At 37.4% G+C, this 18,329-nt stretch carries 11 protein-coding genes; 1 reads left to right on the plus strand and 10 read right to left on the minus strand.

Annotated features, from left to right (window positions below; all coding sequences use genetic code 11):
• Positions 1-29 precede the first annotated feature (29 nt).
• From ahcY to gyrB, 9 genes are all read right to left on the minus strand, one after another.
• Positions 30-1,427 (minus strand): adenosylhomocysteinase, encoded by a 1,398-nt coding sequence (gene ahcY, locus ACFIKI_RS00640; RefSeq protein ID WP_375665141.1) that lies wholly within the window; start codon positions 1,425-1,427, stop codon positions 30-32.
• 713 nt (positions 1,428-2,140) lie between these two features.
• Positions 2,141-3,139 (minus strand): complex I NDUFA9 subunit family protein, encoded by a 999-nt coding sequence (locus ACFIKI_RS00645; protein WP_375665143.1) that lies wholly within the window; start codon positions 3,137-3,139, stop codon positions 2,141-2,143.
• A 43-nt stretch (positions 3,140-3,182) separates the two neighbouring features.
• Entirely contained in the window at positions 3,183-4,502 is a 1,320-nt protein-coding gene (locus ACFIKI_RS00650) for a bifunctional folylpolyglutamate synthase/dihydrofolate synthase (protein WP_375665145.1), read from the minus strand.
• Between the two features lie 4 nt (positions 4,503-4,506).
• Positions 4,507-5,427: an acetyl-CoA carboxylase, carboxyltransferase subunit beta gene (accD, locus tag ACFIKI_RS00655; protein ID WP_375665148.1), complete on the minus strand. Its 921-nt coding sequence runs from the start codon at positions 5,425-5,427 to the stop codon at positions 4,507-4,509.
• A 993-nt stretch (positions 5,428-6,420) separates the two neighbouring features.
• The gene (locus ACFIKI_RS00660; RefSeq protein WP_375665150.1) at positions 6,421-7,140 is read right to left on the minus strand and encodes a sulfate transporter family protein; all 720 of its coding nucleotides are present in this window, start codon (positions 7,138-7,140) and stop codon (positions 6,421-6,423) included.
• Between the two features lie 1,299 nt (positions 7,141-8,439).
• Entirely contained in the window at positions 8,440-9,861 is a 1,422-nt protein-coding gene (coaBC, locus tag ACFIKI_RS00665) for a bifunctional phosphopantothenoylcysteine decarboxylase/phosphopantothenate--cysteine ligase CoaBC (RefSeq protein WP_375665152.1), read from the minus strand.
• A 68-nt stretch (positions 9,862-9,929) separates the two neighbouring features.
• Positions 9,930-11,516, minus strand: coding sequence for a 2-polyprenylphenol 6-hydroxylase (ubiB, locus tag ACFIKI_RS00670; protein ID WP_375665154.1), 1,587 nt, complete (start codon positions 11,514-11,516; stop codon positions 9,930-9,932).
• A 2-nt stretch (positions 11,517-11,518) separates the two neighbouring features.
• Entirely contained in the window at positions 11,519-12,301 is a 783-nt protein-coding gene (gene ubiE / locus ACFIKI_RS00675) for a bifunctional demethylmenaquinone methyltransferase/2-methoxy-6-polyprenyl-1,4-benzoquinol methylase UbiE (protein WP_375665156.1), read from the minus strand.
• Between the two features lie 118 nt (positions 12,302-12,419).
• Entirely contained in the window at positions 12,420-14,852 is a 2,433-nt protein-coding gene (gyrB, locus tag ACFIKI_RS00680; protein ID WP_375665158.1) for a DNA topoisomerase (ATP-hydrolyzing) subunit B, read from the minus strand.
• 897 nt (positions 14,853-15,749) lie between these two features.
• On the opposite strand from gyrB, the gene ACFIKI_RS00685 reads away from it, so the two are divergent.
• Complete coding sequence (locus tag ACFIKI_RS00685; protein ID WP_375665160.1) at positions 15,750-16,667, plus strand: transporter substrate-binding domain-containing protein; 918 nt, start codon at positions 15,750-15,752, stop codon at positions 16,665-16,667.
• Positions 16,668-16,678: 11 nt separating this feature from the next.
• Here ACFIKI_RS00685 and ACFIKI_RS00690 read toward each other — a convergent pair whose 3' ends face one another.
• On the minus strand, positions 16,679-18,211 hold the full coding sequence (locus ACFIKI_RS00690) for a YifB family Mg chelatase-like AAA ATPase (RefSeq protein WP_375665162.1): 1,533 nt from the start codon (positions 18,209-18,211) through the stop codon (positions 16,679-16,681).
• Positions 18,212-18,329: the final 118 nt, after the last annotated feature.

Genomic DNA, 18,329 nt, shown 5'->3' on the forward strand with positions numbered 1-18,329 from the left:
CTTTCCCTTTTTTAATCCAAGGAAACGTATTAGTAACGGTAATGGTTTGGTTTATAAGGTCCTTGCGGTGTAACTCCAATATAAGCGGCTTGTTCTTCTGATAAAACACTTAATTTTATTCCTAACCGATCCAGATGTAGACGTGCAACTTTTTCATCAAGATATTTAGGCAAAACAGCGACTTCATTTGTATAGTGTTCTGCACGGGTAAAAAGTTCAATTTGCGCTAAAACTTGATTAGTAAACGAGGCTGACATGACAAAAGAAGGATGCCCAGTCGCATTCCCGAGGTTTAACAAACGTCCTTCAGAAAGCAAAATGATGCGTTTTCCATCGGGAAAAGTGATCATATCAACTTGTGGTTTAATATTTGTCCATGGCAAATTTCTAAGGGCAGCGACTTGGATTTCGTTATCAAAATGACCAATATTTCCAAGAATACACATATCCTTTACTTGTCGCATATGATCTAAACGAACAACATCTTTATTGCCTGTTGTGGTGATGATAATATCAGCACTGGAAGCAGCATCATCCAAATTAACAACTTCATAGCCGTCCATCGCTGCTTGAAGAGCACAGATAGGGTCAATTTCTGTTACTTTAACACGAGCTCCAGCACCAGAAAGGGATGCTGCTGAACCTTTTCCTACATCACCATAACCACAGACAATGGCAGTTTTACCAGCGATCATCACGTCTGTTCCACGTCGAATACCATCGACCAATGATTCTTTACATCCATATTTATTATCAAACTTTGATTTAGTGACGCTGTCATTGACATTAATAGCAGGAAAAGGGAGAAGCCCTTCTTTTTGTAATTGATAAAGACGGTTTACACCTGTTGTAGTTTCTTCACTTACACCTTTGATTGCTGTGCATTGTCGTGTAAAAAATCCTGGTGTTGCATCCATACGTTTTTGTATTTGTTTGAAAAAAATTTCTTCTTCTTCTATTTTTGGATGCGAGAGGATATCTTTATTTTGTTCTGCACGACTTCCCATTAAAATATAGTTTGTGGCATCAGCGCCATCATCTAAAATAAGATTGGAAGGATGACCATCTGGCCATTGGAAGATTGCATCTATATAAGTCCAATATTCTTCCAATGTTTCACCCTTAACTGCGAATACAGGAATACCAGTTGCGGCGATAGCTGCTGCTGCATGGTCTTGTGTAGAAAAAATATTGCTAGAGCTCCATCGTATATCGGCGCCAATCGCTTTTAATGTTTCAATTAAAACGGCTGTTTGAATTGTCATGTGCAATGAGCCAGAAATACGCGCTCCACGCAAAGGCTGACTAGAGGAAAACTCCTTGCGACAAGCCATCAAACCAGGCATTTCAGTTTCAGCAATGTCAAGTTCTTTACGACCATAAGCGGCAAGAGCAATATCTTTGACAACAAAATCTTGAGCTGCCATTCTTTATTCCTTTAAAATAAGTTTTTCCAAGACGGTAGGAGAAATTAAAAAAAAATGCAAGACAAGAAGAGGACTTCTTTATGTGAAAAAGCTCTTTTAAAATCTCCATAAATTTGTGCAACAAATATGCATTTATGGATCTGAGTAATGATGTTACTGACAGAATAAGAGATCTTCATGATAAGTCTTATTATATAAACAAAATTCTATCCTTTTCACGTAACTTTAAAGCTTTTAAAAATCTCCAGAGGAAATACCTTTTAAATAATAAAAATGGTGCATTGCTTCACAGTTTTTATATCGATTATTTTATGGGATAATATCGAAAGTATATACTCGTATTCTACCTCACTTATGCGGTTGTTAAAAAAGGAAGAGTTACTTTAATTGCATTATTAAGCTTTTTAGCAAAATAATATAATGCAAAGCCATAGATTATCATATTTATGAATAGGCAATTCAGAATCGGTTCTTTAGGATTCCAATGTTGCAGCTGCTCTTGGATAAAGACAGTTTATAAGAAGTACTTTTCTCCTGTTTTCAACGATTTTATCAAAATCCTATAGATATACGATTAAACATTTTTTGTGATACTGAACAGAGCATTAAAAATGTATAAACATCACTCTATTGAACACTCTGATTTTAAAACCGCGAACAACGCGCTATGAATTATAAATCAAATAATTAACTCAGTTTTGGAAGGATTTGTTCTAAACGAGTAGGTTTTGGGAAAATTGACCATGTGGACGAAATCGCCAGAGATAACTTGGCAAGAATGCAGACATTGCTCTGGGAGTAATTCCCACCCCTTCTAAAGTACATCCATTTTCAATAGCTTCTTGAGAAACTATGTTATCTATTTGCAAAAAGCGTATCTGATTGGCTGTTACAAGTGTTGGTACAAAAGGCAGTTTACCAATTGTTCCTAAAATTCCTCCAATCAATAGACCGGCAGAAAGAGGCATGGATAGGAGTATTTTTTTACGATGAATGATTTTGAGTATATTTTCAAGAGCATTTTGGAAGGTGATAATTTGGGGACCACCAAGATCATAATTTTTTCCCCAAGTAACCTGTCCATTTAAAGCGCGTGCGATAAACTCAGCAACGTCACCAACATATACGGGTTGCAATTTACTTTGTCCACCTCCAAAAAGAGGCATAATTGGTAAAAAACGCGACAAATCAGCTAAGGTGTTAAAGAAACAATCCTCTGGTCCAAAGATAACGGATGGACGGATAATAATTGCCTGAGGATGCTTGTTATGAATGATTTGCTCACCCATAAACTTAATACGTGCATAAAAACATGAAGCATTCTCGTTAGCCACAAGTGTTGACATATAGATGAGCGGAATACCAGTTTCTGCTGTTAATTCAGCAACATTGTAAACACCATCAATTTGTGTGTTTTTAAAATTCGATTGATTTGCTTGTTTTAAGCTACCGGGTAAAAACACTGCTGCATCAGCTCCAAGCAATGCACGTGCAACAGAAGCACGATGCTTGATATCTGTTTTAAGCATTTGGGTTTGTCCTACTTCTCCTATTTGGAGCATGTAATAAGCTTTTTGTGGACAACGAACAGCGATGCGAACGCGATATCCCTGCTTAGTCAAAGTTTCAACGACATGTCGTCCTACAAAACCAGATCCGCCAAAAACAGTAATGAGTTTAGGATGTTGATAAAGTGCACAATCAAGTCGCATGATCAAAAAGTCTATCTTTCAAAGTTTTAAAAATGGCTAATTTTTAGCATGGTGGTGTTTTATTGTCACGCAAAATATCGCCCGCAAGATAAAGAGAACCACCAATAAGAACAATCGCTTCTTTATATTCCTCCTTCATCTTATGCAAAGCATCTTGTAGGTGCGCTTTTGGGGCAGCAAGGATTCCTACTTTTTGGGCTGATTCAGCTAAGTTTGTTGGAGAGATACTGGCATTATTGTCACGCAGCGGTATCGTATATACTTTATCGACAAGGTTAGCTAAAGGACGAAAATAACCTACAGCATCTTTGGTATTAAGCATGCCAGCAATCATAATAATGGGACGGTCTGTTTTTTTTCTCCATTGTGTAAGTTCTGCTGCAATAACTTTTCCTGCAGCAGGATTATGACCTCCATCCAACCATAAATCAATATTAGGAGACAGTTGATCAACTAAATGTCCATGAGTAAGATGTTGCATTCGTGCGGGCCAATAAATATTTTTCAAAGCATCCTTTATGGTTTGTTCTGAAAGTTGAAAACCCGCTTGATAGACTGCTTCAAGAGATGCACCAGCATTGGCAATTTGGTGGTCTCCAATAAGATTAGGAAGGGGGAGATCCATGAGACCTTGATTGTTTTGAAAAACCATACGTCCATGTTCTTTATAGCTTTGATAATCTTGATCACATAGAGAATAAGATGCTTTATTTTTATCGGCAAGGGGTATTAAAGTAGCAAGAGTTTCTTGATAGTTTTGCTTCCCGATAACCACAGGAACGTTTGGTTTGATAATCCCTCCTTTTTGAAAAGCGATTTGAGCAATTGTATTTCCAAGAAAGATCTCATGATCATAATCAATGGGCATAATAAGCGATACAGCTGGTTTGTTAACGACATTGGTAGCATCAAAACGTCCTCCCAATCCAACTTCTAGAATGACTACATCAGCTGGATGTATACTAAACAGCATAAAGGCAGCGGCTGTAAAAATTTCAAAAATAGTAATTGGTTCTTGACGATTTACTTTTATAATTTCACGGATTGTTTCAGCCAATTGGCTCTCTGTAACAAATTGACCACTTCCTTTTTGACCTAATCGGCAACGTTCATTCCAGTTGACGAGATGAGGTGAGCTATAGACATGAACGCGGTAGCCTGCACTTTCCAAAAGAGCGCGGCAAATTGCTGAGGCAGATCCTTTGCCATTTGTTCCAGCGATGTGAATAACAGGTGCAAGTTTTAAGTGTGGATTACCAAGACGCTCTAAAAGGTGAACAATACGCTCTAAAGAAAGATCAAATTTTTTCGGATAATTTTTCAGTAAACCATCTACCACCTTTTGTACTTGGTTTTGTTGCATGAATTTAAGCTGCTTTTGTTGTAGAAAGCGATGTTTGAGAGTCTGTTGGGGATGGATCGGAAGGATGAAAAACAGCAGGGCGTTTCATCATCAAGCGTAAAAGACGTGCAATGGTTGTTTTCATTTCTAAACGCGATACAACCATATCAATCATACCATGTTCAAGCAGATATTCACTACTTTGAAAACCTTCTGGTAGGGTTTCTCGTATAGTTTGTTGAATTACACGAGGACCAGCAAAACCAATCATAGCGCCGGGTTCGGCAATGTGAATATCGCCAAGCATGGCGTAAGAAGCGGTAACCCCCCCAGTGGTTGGATTGGTCAGCACAACAATATAGGGAAGTTTTGCTTCTTTCAACATTTCAATCGCTACGGTTGTACGGGGCATTTGCATCAATGACAGTGTTCCTTCTTGCATGCGTGCACCACCAGAAGCAGTAAAAAGAACTAAAGGGCACTTTTCGGCAATGGCAGTATCAAAAGCTTTGATAATAGCTTCTCCTGAGGCCATACCGAGTGATCCACCCATAAAGGCGAAATCTTGAACGGTTACAATAATTGGCAAACCCTCAATCGTGCCGCGTGCACTTAAAATATTGTCTTCAACACCAAGTTTAGAACGATAATCTTTTAACCGGTCAATATAGCGTTTTTCGTCACGAAATTTTAAAGGATCTGTTACAACTTTTGGATTTTCAAGAGTTGTATAAACACCATCATCAAAAAAATACATGAGACGATTTTTAGCACTGATACGCATATGATAGCCAGAATTGGGGGCCACAAATTGATTGGCTTCCAGATCTTTATGGAAGATCATTTCACCACTGGTAGGATCTTTAATCCATAGATTTTCTGGAATTTCACGGCGTCCCAATATAGAGTTAATTTTAGGACGAACATAATTCGTAATCCAGTTCATCTTTATAGCCTTCCTTTAAATATTATACATCTTTTGCATGATTTGAAAAAATATAGAACTTAAGCAGTCACATTTGCTTTGCCGGTTGAACAAAGAAGTTATTTAATACTTTTATCAGTGTGCGTATAGCTTGTTTTTTAATTTTTAAATTTTCCCATATCATAACAATCATATGCATCATAAAGAGTATTCCCTATAACAAATTTCTCATAAGCTTTAAGAACTTACATGTTTTTATTTTTTTACTTTGGTATTAAAACTCACTCCTTGCGATGGTTAACAAACGCCTTATTTTTTAATAAAAATGAATATCCAATTAATCATTCGTATCAACAGTTTTGAAAAAAGAAACCTTATAATATAAGGCGCTAACAAGGCTATACTAATCTATTAAAGATAATAGATATGATAAGGTTATGTTAGCGAAATACCAACACCAGAGCAATATTTTTTTCAAAAGGTTTCTTTAGAGCACGTGCTTTTCACATAAAATAGAATGTCTAAAACAAAATATTATTTTGTTATGTATTCACGCATTGTTAGATTTAACAGTTTTAGTATCCCCAAAACTTTTTCATAACAGTGCCCGTGAAGAGTATAATACCTTGTTCTCTATGAATGGTATAAAATCCACTATGCTCTCCATTTTTACTGAAATATAAGGTACAAACTGATCATCCTACTCTTTACCAGTTTCCAATGTGACAATAATTCTCGCATTTAAGAAGGGTTATGAAAAGTATTTTACACTTTTTTAAGTGCTTTTGTCCACACATCAACTCTGCTTGTGACATATTAACAAATGATTTCAATTGATCCAATATGAATAGGATTAAAATGAGAAAACCGCATAATATTTAGTTTTTTACTTATGTTGTAAAATAATAAATTATCGTTATAAATCAATATGTTGCCTTAATAAAAGGAAAAGCATAAAATTTTATCGTATGCTTTTTTCACTGGCAGGTTTGATTCGCTTAGAGTTAAGGAGCATTATTTTTGTGTAATGTGTGCTATGGTTTTTTGGGAAAGCATTTTATGTAAATATGTCATAAAGGCGGCTGCAAAAAGCGGTGTTGCTAAATTAAGAATTGGAATCGAAACAAAAAGCGCTATCAATAATCCTGCACCAAAAACCGTTGTGTAATGAGTATGTAAAAAAGCACGCGCATTTTGCTCTGTTCGAAAACGGTAAGCAGCAAACAAGAAATATTCGTGACCAAGCAAATAACCATTAATAACATAAAAAGCAATCAAATTAACACCTGGTATGAAGAATAAAATAAAAGCAATTCCATTCCCAAGAAGGCTTAAAATAACAAATTTAAAGGAAATAATAAGAGAACGCTTAAATGACAAAGCTTGTCCAATAGGCTCGTTTGGATAATCCTCCTTTTCAATGATTTCAGCAGCAGAATCAATGAAAAAACCACCAATCATAGCTGTGATGGGTGCAATCAAAAAAGCCAACAAAAGAGCCAACCCAAGGTTAAAGATGATAAGCATGCTAAAACCAATCCATCCCGCCCAACTAGGAAGTCCAGGAAGAAATTGAGCAATCCAGGGCCAAAAGTAAGACACAAAAAGTTGGTGTACACATAACCATAAAATGGTGAGAATGAAAAAAGTAACCCCTAATGCTTTCAGTATCATAGTACGATATTGCGAGGTCAGAAGACGTTGTAAAGCACGATAAGCAGCAGTAAAAATCATAGATTAATGAACTAAGGAAAGAAGCAAAAAAAACAAGAAATATATTTAAAGAATGTACAGTGTAATTTTTTCTTTCTTTGAATTACAAGATTTTTTTCAAGAACATTATAAAAAACGGCTAAGGCTTCTTTGTTTAAAATAAAGTTTGAATAAATAGAAATTTTGATTTTTAAAAATAAAGAAGAATTTAAAAAGCAGCTGTTGTAGAAGAAATTTTTAGTATTTTTGTACAGAGTGTAGATTCTTTATTTATATGATATATGGAAAAATTAAAGAATAAGAACTATTTGGGAGAAAAGTTGTTTACTGCCATTTATCTAGTAGAGCTGTCTAATTTCGTTTATCTACATCCTTATTTATTTTACATGATTCCTAATATTCTGTAATTTTCTACCATTTTGCGGCATGCCTTTGGCTTTCGCTTTTATTCAAAACAATATTGAGGTTAATGGAATAAGAGTAACATAGTGGCTCTGTAGATATTCTTGTTTTGGGCGATGGAAAGACTCGTGGGGCATAGTAATAAGGAAAGAAAGAACCTTCAATGATTTACTGTCCATATTCCATGGAAGAGCAGTTTCTTGAGAGAAGAAAAGAGCGAGATGTCACTGATGATTAAAAATGATGAGATTTTGGAGTTTAAGAGCGATCAATGTAATAAAGTAAGAATTCATTGAAGCATTTTTCATACAAGTAGTGCATTGTATCAAATAACTTTTAGGTAATAACACCATTAATTTATGAAGAGAATGTATCATCTTCAACTTGAATAAGAGTCCAAAATATAGAAATATTCTCTTAAAATCTTTACCATCAAAATAAGAACAATCATTTATTTGCACATTCTAGGCAGGACCAATGCGTGGATACAAAGCTTTTGATAAAGGAATGAAAATCTTTCTCATGAATCGTCACAGTGTAAGGATGTCATTAATCAAATTCTAGTCTTTAGTGATTTTGGTACGCAACCAGCTGGCATCATCATTATATTTGCCAGCTCGTGGGTGTTGCAACAGCTCTCAGCACTTAAGACGATTCATTATAGGCATTTTTAATTCTTTCTTGTACAACTTTTATTCACATGACTACCCGCTTGTGACGTGCAAGCAAGTGATTTTAATTATTTCAACATGAGAGAGATTTGAAATGAGAGAATCTTGCGATATTTGGGATTCTAATTTAATATGAACAATGCTAGATTATCATTATAAATCAAAATATTATATACTAATAGAGATAAATACCTATTGTCAGTTCTATTTTATAAGGTGTTTTAATATCAACGCGTTTGAAGAGTTATTATTTGCAAAGTGGTATATTTCCCTCATGAGGAGTAGGTGTTTGGGGGGCAAAAAATGATACAATCACGTTTGCTAATTTTTGCGCTACGTGTTGTTTACTCATATGTTGCCATTGTTCAACTTTTTCTCTACTCACGAGATAAACTTGATTTGTATCAGAACCCATGACACTTGTACCATCTAGTTGAAGAGAAATATCATTAGCAAGAATGAAATCAGCTCCTTTTTCAACACATTTCTTTTGCGCATTAGCAATGATATCACATGTTTCAGCAGCAAAACCAATGACCAATGAAGGACGGTTTGGAGCGTGTCCAATCGTTGCTAAAATATCAGGATTTTCAACCATATGAAGGGATGGTGGTGTTTTATGAGCATCCTTTTTAATTTTGTGTAAAGATTGGGTTTGACTGCGCCAGTCACAAACAGCGGCAACAAAAATGGCACCATCAGCAGGCAATGCGGTTTGAACGGCTTGTAACATCTGTTGTGCTGTTTCAACATGAATGGTTTTTACTTCTTGTGGGTCTGCAAGATTAACAGGTCCACAAATAAGTGTTACTTTTGCACCCAAATGTGCAAGAGCGGTTGCGATGGCATGACCTTGTTTACCTGAAGACCGATTAGCAATATAACGCACTGGATCAATAGGTTCATGGGTAGGGCCAGAGGTAACGATGAAATGGCGGTCAGAGAGAGGTTTTTCATGCCCATTCAAAAGATTCTCTATGGCAGCGACAATGGTTAAAGGTTCGCTCATACGTCCATATCCTATCTCGTCACGTTCAGCCATATTTCCGATTTCTGGTCCAATAATATGAACGCCATCTGCATGCAATTGTGCAACATTACGAATAGTTGCTGGATGCACCCACATGGCTGGATTCATGGCGGGTGCAATCAAGAGTGGGCAGCGTGCTGCTAAAAGAATGCAATCAGCCAGATCATCTCCTATGCCATTGACTATTTTTGCAATGCGGTTGGCTGTAGCAGGGGCTAAAATAATCAGGTCAGCATCACGTGCTAATCGGATATGTCCAATATCGTGTTCTTCTTCGCGTGAAAATAAATCAGTATATACAGTACCACCGCTTAAAGCTTCAGCGGCTAAAGGCGTAATAAATTTTTGCGCTGCTTTTGTCATCACGACTTTTAAGTGTGCTCCACGTTCTTGTAAGCGGCGAATCAAATCAAGTGCTTTATAGGATGCAATACTTCCACCAATAATAAGAAGAAGTGATTTTGATTTCAATGATTGCGCTTCAACAGCGCTAGCATAAAGGGGTTGTATGGTGAGAGGAGTGGAATTGCTTAAAAGGCGTCGGACTTCTTCTTCCATAGAAATACCATTTTGCGCGGCGCGTACGCGTAAAGCTTCTTTGGTTTCAGGAGACAGGTTACGAATGGTAATACTAGCCATAAAATACCTCCAAGAAATAAAATGATTTCAATGATTTCATTGTTGATATTTTTAGCATATTAAGGAGATTAGAAAAGATGAAAAAAGTAAAAAGTGAGACAAACGCAACAAAGCGCAATAATAAAGAGGCTATAACGACCATAACGGTTTTTACGACTTTGTTCGACAGCAAGTCGTTTAAGGGTATTAGGAGAAAGATTAAAACCTGTTTTTCTTATTTGGTTGAAATCTTCTTCTATACGTTGGAAGTTTTGTACCAGTTGTGGTGTTTTACGAGCCAGCGAAAGGAGAGCTTGTGCTCCTTCACTAAAGTCTTTTGCAACGCCTATGGGTCCTAAATTTTTACCAATCCATTCTTTGACAATGGGTTCAGAAGCTTTCCACATATTAAAATTGGGGTCTAATGTGCGGGCAACACCTTCTACGACAACCATCGTTTTTTGCAGCAATAAAAGTTCAGGTCGCGTTTGCATGTCAAACAATTCAGTGACTTCAAACAACAATGTGAGCAATTTAGCCATGGAAATGCTTTGTGCTGATTGTCCGTGAATTGGTTCACCAATCGCGCGATTGGCTTGCGCAAAGCTTTCAATATTATGGTGTGAAGGGACATAGCCTGCTTCAAAATGGGCGCGTGCAACCCGATGGTAATCGCGGATAATAAAGCCGTAAAGAATTTCAGCAAGGAAATGCTTTTCTTTTTTGCCAAGCCTTCCTGTAATGCCTAGATCAACAGCAACAATACACCCTTTTGAGTCTACAAATAAATTACCAGGATGCATATCGGCGTGAAAAAAACCATCGCGCAGTGTATGACGAAGAAAAGATTGAATAAGCGTAATAGCGAGCGCCTTCAAATCAAATCCTGCTTCTTTAAGTTTGGAAATTTCGGATATTCTTATACCATCAATCCATTCCATTGTAAGGACATTACGTCCTGTCCGTTCCCAGTTAATACGTGGAACCCGAAAGCCTGTATCATATTGAATATTTTCAGCCATTTCAGATATAGCTGCTGCTTCTAAGCGTAAATCCATTTCAAGCCGTGTTGTTTGTGCTAAAGTATCCACCACACAGACAGGACGAAGCCTTCGAGAGGCAGGGATATAGCGCTCTTGTAAATGAGCAATGAGATAGAATCCTCTAAGATCTTTAGAAAAACGTGCTCTGATATTGGGACGAATAACTTTTACAGCACATTTTTTCTTATGGCCAGTTTCATCACTGTATTCAGCTGGATGGACTTGAGCAATAGAAGCGGCGGCAATGGGGGGATAAAAATTTACAAATAAATCGTCAATAGAGCGACCAAGGGAACTTTCAATTTGAGCAATAGCGGCGGTGCAAGAAAATGTTTCGACTCGATCTTGTAGTTGTGCCAAATCTTCCGCAATATCACGACCAACAATATCAGGCCTTGTTGCAAGAAATTGCCCAAGTTTTATGTAAGAGGGTCCAAGCTTATTAATGGCATAGGAAATATTTTCTGATCGCTGTTTCTTTTTTGTTTTGCGTCGTGCTAATGCGCCCACTATACGATGACATAGTGCTGGAAATCCTTGAAGATCATCATGAGGAAGAGCACTTAAAACACCTTCACGTGTTAAAACCCATCCTGCACGCATCAATTGAAAGTAAGGAGAAATTTGCACCATTTTTAAATTTTCCAACCTGAATGCAGTGCTGCAATTGCACCGGTGAGATTGCGGTACGATACCCGTGAAAAACCTGCATGCTTGATTATATGGGCAAAATCATCTTGCTTAGGGAACTTGCGAATAGATTCAACCAAATAACGATAAGCATCGCCATCATTTGCAATAAATTGACCCAGTTTAGGGATAGCATGGAAAGACCAAAGATCATAAATTTTATCTAGCAGAGGCATATCGACATTTGAAAATTCTAAACATAAGAAACGTCCACCGGGTTTTAAAACACGAAAAGCTTCTCTAAGGGCTTGATCAATATGGGGAACATTGCGAATTCCAAAAGCAATCGTGTAAGCGTCAAAGCTTTGATCTTCAAAGGGGAGATTTTCTGCATTTGCTTCAACGAAATCAATCAGAGGGGCAAGACCATTTTTTTGTGCGCGTTTTTTGCCAACGCTGAGCATTGAGCTATTAATATCAAGCACTGTAGCATGGGCTTTTTGGCGTGAAGCATTAAGAATACGAAAAGCAATATCACCTGTACCGCCAGCGACATCAAGAACTTTCCAATGAGAAAGTGCTGGTGGGGAAAGCCATGCAATCATGGAATTTTTCCACACACGATGTAGCCCTAATGATAAGATATCATTCATCTTGTCATAATTTTCAGCAACAGAATGAAACACACCATCCACCATGGATTGTTTTTGTGTTTCATCAACTCTAGTAAAACCAAAAGAGTGCTCCATACCACCCTTAGTTCCTACACGTTCTGTTTCAGCTGCCATATATATGACCTTCCTTATTTTTCTTTTATCGTAAATGAAAGAGAGATGAAATGTTCAAATACGAAAAAACAACGTGTAAAACTGCAACATTTATACAGCCAAAAATAGAAGAGTACCTTTAGATATCAAGATTAGCAACGCTTAAGGCATTGTCTTGAATAAAAATACGTCTAGGTTCAACTTCATCACCCATGAGACGAGAAAAGAGTGAATCTGCATCGGTTGCATCATTAATTTTTACTTGTAGAAGAGAACGTGCATTAGGATCAAGAGTTGTTTCCCAAAGCTGTTCAGCATTCATTTCTCCAAGACCTTTATAACGTTGAAGAGTAACACCTTTTTTACCATTTGTAAAAATGCTTTCTAAGAGGCTCATAGGACCAAAAATACGCTCTATTTTATCTTTGCGTCGTAAAAGAACAGGAGGATGATATATGTCGATAAAATTTTGGGCAATGCGATCAATTTGACGTGCATCAGTTGAGTTTATAAGTCCTGTATCAAGCGTAATAATATCTTTAACGCCACGCAAAACGCGTTCAAAACATAAACTTCCATTTTCTGTATATTGTCCACTCCAACCTTGTTCCATATCATCAGCAATCAGATTAAGGCGGTGTGCTACAGCATCTGCTATTTTTTGCGCTTTTTCTTGTGTTGCAAAGACTTCAAGATTAAAAGCACCAACAATTGCTGCTTGCTCAATAATATTGCGATCATAACGGGTATGAAGACCATTTAAAAGCTGACGTAATATACGAGCATCTTTCGCGAGTTGATACAAATCAGCTCCTGCACGAACTTCTCCCGTTGAAAGCTCAAGCGTTGTTTCTTCTAGTCCAGTATCGATCAAGAATTCTTCAAACGCTGCTTCATTTTTAATATATTGGGAAGATTTTCCACGCGATACTTTATAAAGAGGAGGCTGAGCAATATAAAGATGTCCACGTTCAATCAATTCAGGCATTTGTCTAAAAAAGAAAGTGAGTAGAAGAGTACGAATATGGGCTCCATCAACGTCCGCATCTGTCATGATAATAATCTTATGATAACGTAATTTATCCGGTGAAAATTCATCTTTACCGATAGACGTTCCAAGAGCTGTAATAAGTGTTCCGATCATATCAGATGAGAGCATGCGGTCGAAACGTGCTCGTTCTACATTGAGGATTTTACCACGGAGGGGTAAAATTGCTTGATTTTGACGAGAACGCCCACTTTTTGCTGACCCCCCAGCTGAATCCCCCTCAACAATAAAGATTTCTGATTTTGCAGGATCACGTTCTTGGCAATCGGCAAGCTTTCCTGGTAGAGAAGTGATATCAAGCGCTCCTTTTCGCCTTGTGAGTTCACGTGCTTTGCGTGCTGCTTCACGTGCTGTTGCAGCTTCCACCACTTTACTAATGAGAAGCTTTGCTTCATTAGGATGTTCTTCCAGCCATATCGAAAGCCCTTCATTGACCAAATTTTCAACAATAGGGCGCACTTCAGAAGAAACCAATTTGTCCTTTGTTTGTGAAGAAAATTTCGGATCAGGAACTTTGACAGAAAGAATAGCTGTTAATCCTTCACGGCAGTCATCACCGGTTAAGTTCACTTTTTCTTTTTTGGCAATACCTGAAGATTCAGCATAGCCATTAATTTGGCGTGTAAGAGCACTTCTAAAACCTATCAAATGAGTTCCACCATCACGCTGAGGAATATTATTGGTAAAACACAAAACCTTTTCATGATAGGAATCGTTCCACCATAGGGCAACATCAACGCTCATACCATCCTTTTCACTTGCAATATAAATGGGATTATCAAGGAGAGCTTTTTTTGATTGGTCAATATATTTGACAAACTCCGTTAATCCACCTTCATAATGCAATTCAACTGATTGAATATCAGCATGACGCTCGTCAACAAGAAGAATATGAACCCCAGAATTTAGAAAGGCCAATTCCCGTAAACGGCGCTCCAAAGTTTCGAAATCAAATTCAACCATAGTAAAGGTTTCAGAGCTTGGTAAAAATCTGATTTCTGTTCCACTTTCTTGATCGCAATCGCCAACAACTTTTAATGGAGCATCAGCCACCCCGTGGGTAAATGATATTGCATGAACTTTACCATTGCGTTTGATTTGCAATTTAAGCCAAACGGATAATGCATTCACAACAGAAACACCAACACCGTGCAATCCACCTGAAACTTTATAAGAGTTTTGATCAAATTTTCCGCCGGCATGAAGCTGTGTCATAATAACTTCAGCGGCAGAAATACCTTCTGTTGGATGAATATCTGTCGGAATTCCACGTCCATTATCACGAACAGAACAAGAACCATCAGCATGAAGTGTGACGTTTACAAGAGTAGCATGACCTGCTAAAGCTTCATCGATAGCATTGTCTACAACTTCATAGACCATATGGTGTAAACCCGATCCATCATCAGTATCACCGATATACATACCAGGACGTTTGCGTACAGCATCAAGACCTTTGAGAACTTTGATAGACGCGGCATCATAGTTATTGCTTTGTGCTGGTGAGGTTATTTCATCACTCATAAGTTAGTCCATTCCTGTGTTCAATTTACAATATTTTATCCGCTTTTTTTAAAGCTCAATGTTCTGATCAGTTATTTATGGAATAACCACATTAAACATTTACCGTATATCAGATCTAGATTCAATATCTGTCGATATATAATGGAAAGAATGATGAAATGATATAACACCATTATACAGTAAAATATCGTCATTTAGGGTGATAATATAAGACAAGTAAGCAACTGTTTGATATATTTAAGTATTTTTACAGTGCGTGGTAAATATTCAGGGCAGGGCTTGAAAGCCTTTAGTTAAGTGAATTACAATGGGAAGACTAAAGAAATTAAAAGCGTAATTTATCGAGAGAAGCTGACTGTTTACAGAACAACGTTGGTACGAATCCTTTTCCTTTAAAATTTCGGGATGAGGTCAATTACGCTTTACGTAAACTTTAAACGTAAATTTTAAAATTATGTGAAGAGTGATATTATTGTTTATTTTTGCATATGCATAATATTTCAAAATTAGTTGTGCATCTTTATGTTACACTAACGAAGCTTTTACTTTCTTACTTATAAATCAATCTTCAATCTTAATGAAGTTAATATTACGCGTTCTCTAAGTTTTTTAACTTTTTGTATGTTAAATTGAGGTGAGAATATTGTGTATATTTGTTTGCATTATTCCTATCCATGGAGGTTACATTTCTTATTCAAAATAAAACACCATTGTGCGGCTTATTCACGCACTTTTTTAGAAGCATTTTCAATGTATTTTAAAAAAATATATGAAAATTTTTAACAGTTTTAGAAAAGTGCAAGAATTTTATTGATTAAGCGCCAGATATTTTGGTGAAGTGCATTAGATAATAACTGAGAAGAGTTACATCTTAGCTTTGAAAATGGGGGAGAGATTTTGAAAATAAGAAAACCTATATATGTAAAACAACTTCTTCAATTGCGTTTACGGTACTTTTTACTCAATAATTTATACAATATTTTTATTCGTATTTTATTTGTAGCAGGGGGTTTTCTATTTTTCTCTTATGCAGAAGCTGAAATAGTTGGAAATTTACCTTCTTTTTTTGATTCGCATGAACATTTTGTACAACCTGATACAACGGATATTATTCGTTTGCGTTTTGTAACAACTTTTGATTTTCCTCCTTTTAATTTTCTTGATCAAACGGGGCATCTTGCAGGTTATAATATCGATTTATTGCGTGCTATTTGCTCAAAATTAAAATTAGAGAAACTTTGTGAGGTAGAAGTTGTTCCTTGGAAAGAGCTCGTGGAGCATGTGAAAAATGGTGGTGCAGAAGTTATTATTGCGGGTTTAAAAGAAACAAGTGAAACTCAGCAAGATCTTGTTTTTACAAAGTCATATTTGCGCTTTCCAACGCGATTTGTTGCTTCTCGACTTTTAAATCTAGATGAGCCAATAAGCGATCAATTAGTACATTTAACCAGTGGTGTTTTGTCAAAAAGTGTTCACGAAAAGCTTTTTCATTATTATTTTCCTGAAGCCAAATGGCAAGGATTTAAAAAGAGAGAAGAGCTTTATAAAGCATTACAAGAGCGTAAAATTGACCTTATTTTTGATGATGGATTTGCTTTATCGTTATGGTTCAAAAAACAAAAATCTGTTGATTGCTGCCATTTTGTTGGGGGGGCATATATGGCACCACAGTTATTGGGACAAGGAATGCAGCTTGCTGTTGCAAAAAAGAATGAAAAATTGGTTGATATACTCAATTATGCGCTGAAATCACTAGAAGAGGATGGTAAACTTACAGAACTTTATTTGCGTTATTTTCCAATAAGTTTTTATTGATGAATAGTTTTTTAATTAAGGGCTGTTAATCTTTCTGCGCCTAGTCGATAGGAAATAGCTTCTGCGAGATGATAGCGTGAAAGAGTATCTGATCCGTCAAGGTCAGCAATTGTGCGTGCAACTTTGAGAATGCGATGATAAGCGCGTGCAGAGAGGTGCATTTTTTCACTCACATCTCGTAAGAGTATGGTCGCACTTTTATCAGGAATGGCAATCTGTTCTATAATTTTGGCAGGGCAATCGCCATTGGTACGAATATGATCAAACCCCATTGTTGAAAAACGTTTAGCTTGAATGGTACGGCACTGTGCGACGCGTTTGGCAACATCGCAGCTTTTTTCTGATTTTTCTGGTTGCATAAGGTCCATAGCCGTCAAAGCAGGGACATCAATCCGTAAATCAATTCGGTCAAGCAGAGGACCAGAAATACGGGACTGATAATCGATTTGACAGCGTATTCCTTTAGCGCAAACATGGCCTTTTTCGCCTGCCATACCACAACGGCAAGGATTCATTGCGGCAATGAGCTGGAAGCGGGCAGGATAGCTAATATGGTGATTAGCGCGGGCGATAACTGACTCCCCACTTTCTAAAGGTTGACGAAGAGAATCAAGAACCTGTGGAGAAAATTCAGGCAATTCATCAAGGAATAACACACCATTATGAGCAAGGGAGACCTCTCCTGGTCGTCCTTTAAGTCCTCCACCAATCATTGCGGCCATGGAAGCAGAGTGATGTGGGGAACGAAAGGGGCAATGAAGTGAAATGGTATTATGAACCGTTTCTCCTGTAATAGAAGCAATCAGAGAGACATCTAAAAGCTCACGGCTATCAAGAGGTGGCAAAATGGAAGGTAAGCGTTGCGCTAGCATAGATTTTCCAGCACCAGGGGGACCTACAAACAAAAGGTTATGGCGTCCAGCAGCACAAACTTCTAAGGCACGTTTAGCTGTTTTTTGTCCTTTGATTTCGCAAAGATCTGGAAGTTCAGTTTCGATAGTATATTGGCGCGGTTGTGGACGTTTTTGAATTTGGGTTCCTTTGAAATGGTTGACTATAGTGAGCAAAGTCTCTGGGGCAAGAATATTTATTTCTGCATTTGCCCAAGCAGCTTCAGGTCCACATTGGAAGGGACAAATCAGTCCTTTATCGAGTGATAAAGCTGTCATGGCAGCTGGTAAAACACCATTAACAGCGGTAAGTGAACCATCCAGCGATAATTCCCCTAAAATGATATAGTCTTGTGCTACTTCGGGAGGGAGAATTCCCATAGCAAGCATTAAGCCTACGGCGATCGGCAAATCGTAATGCGATCCCTCTTTAGGCAAATCAGCTGGTGCAAGATTAATCGTAATTCGTTTAGTAGGCATAGAAAGTCCACAAGCGTGGAGGGCTGCTTGTACACGTTCACGGCTTTCTGCGACTGCCTTATCGGCTAATCCAACAATAGCCATTCCTATTTTACCAGACGAAATCATAACTTGTACATCGACAGGGACAGCTTCTAGACCGCGAAAAGCAACAGTTGTAATACGTGCGATCATTTATTTATTTTCCCCCCTTTAGACTTAGTAGAGACAATCATATCTATTTATAAAAATCAAGAAGCATCTCTATAGCTTTTTTTATAGAGAGATCTATATACATGAGCAGTTTTTAGCA

Origin of the sequence: Bartonella sp. TT121SHDZB (genome assembly GCF_042193415.1) — a bacterium.
Lineage (GTDB): Bacteria > Pseudomonadota > Alphaproteobacteria > Rhizobiales > Rhizobiaceae > Bartonella.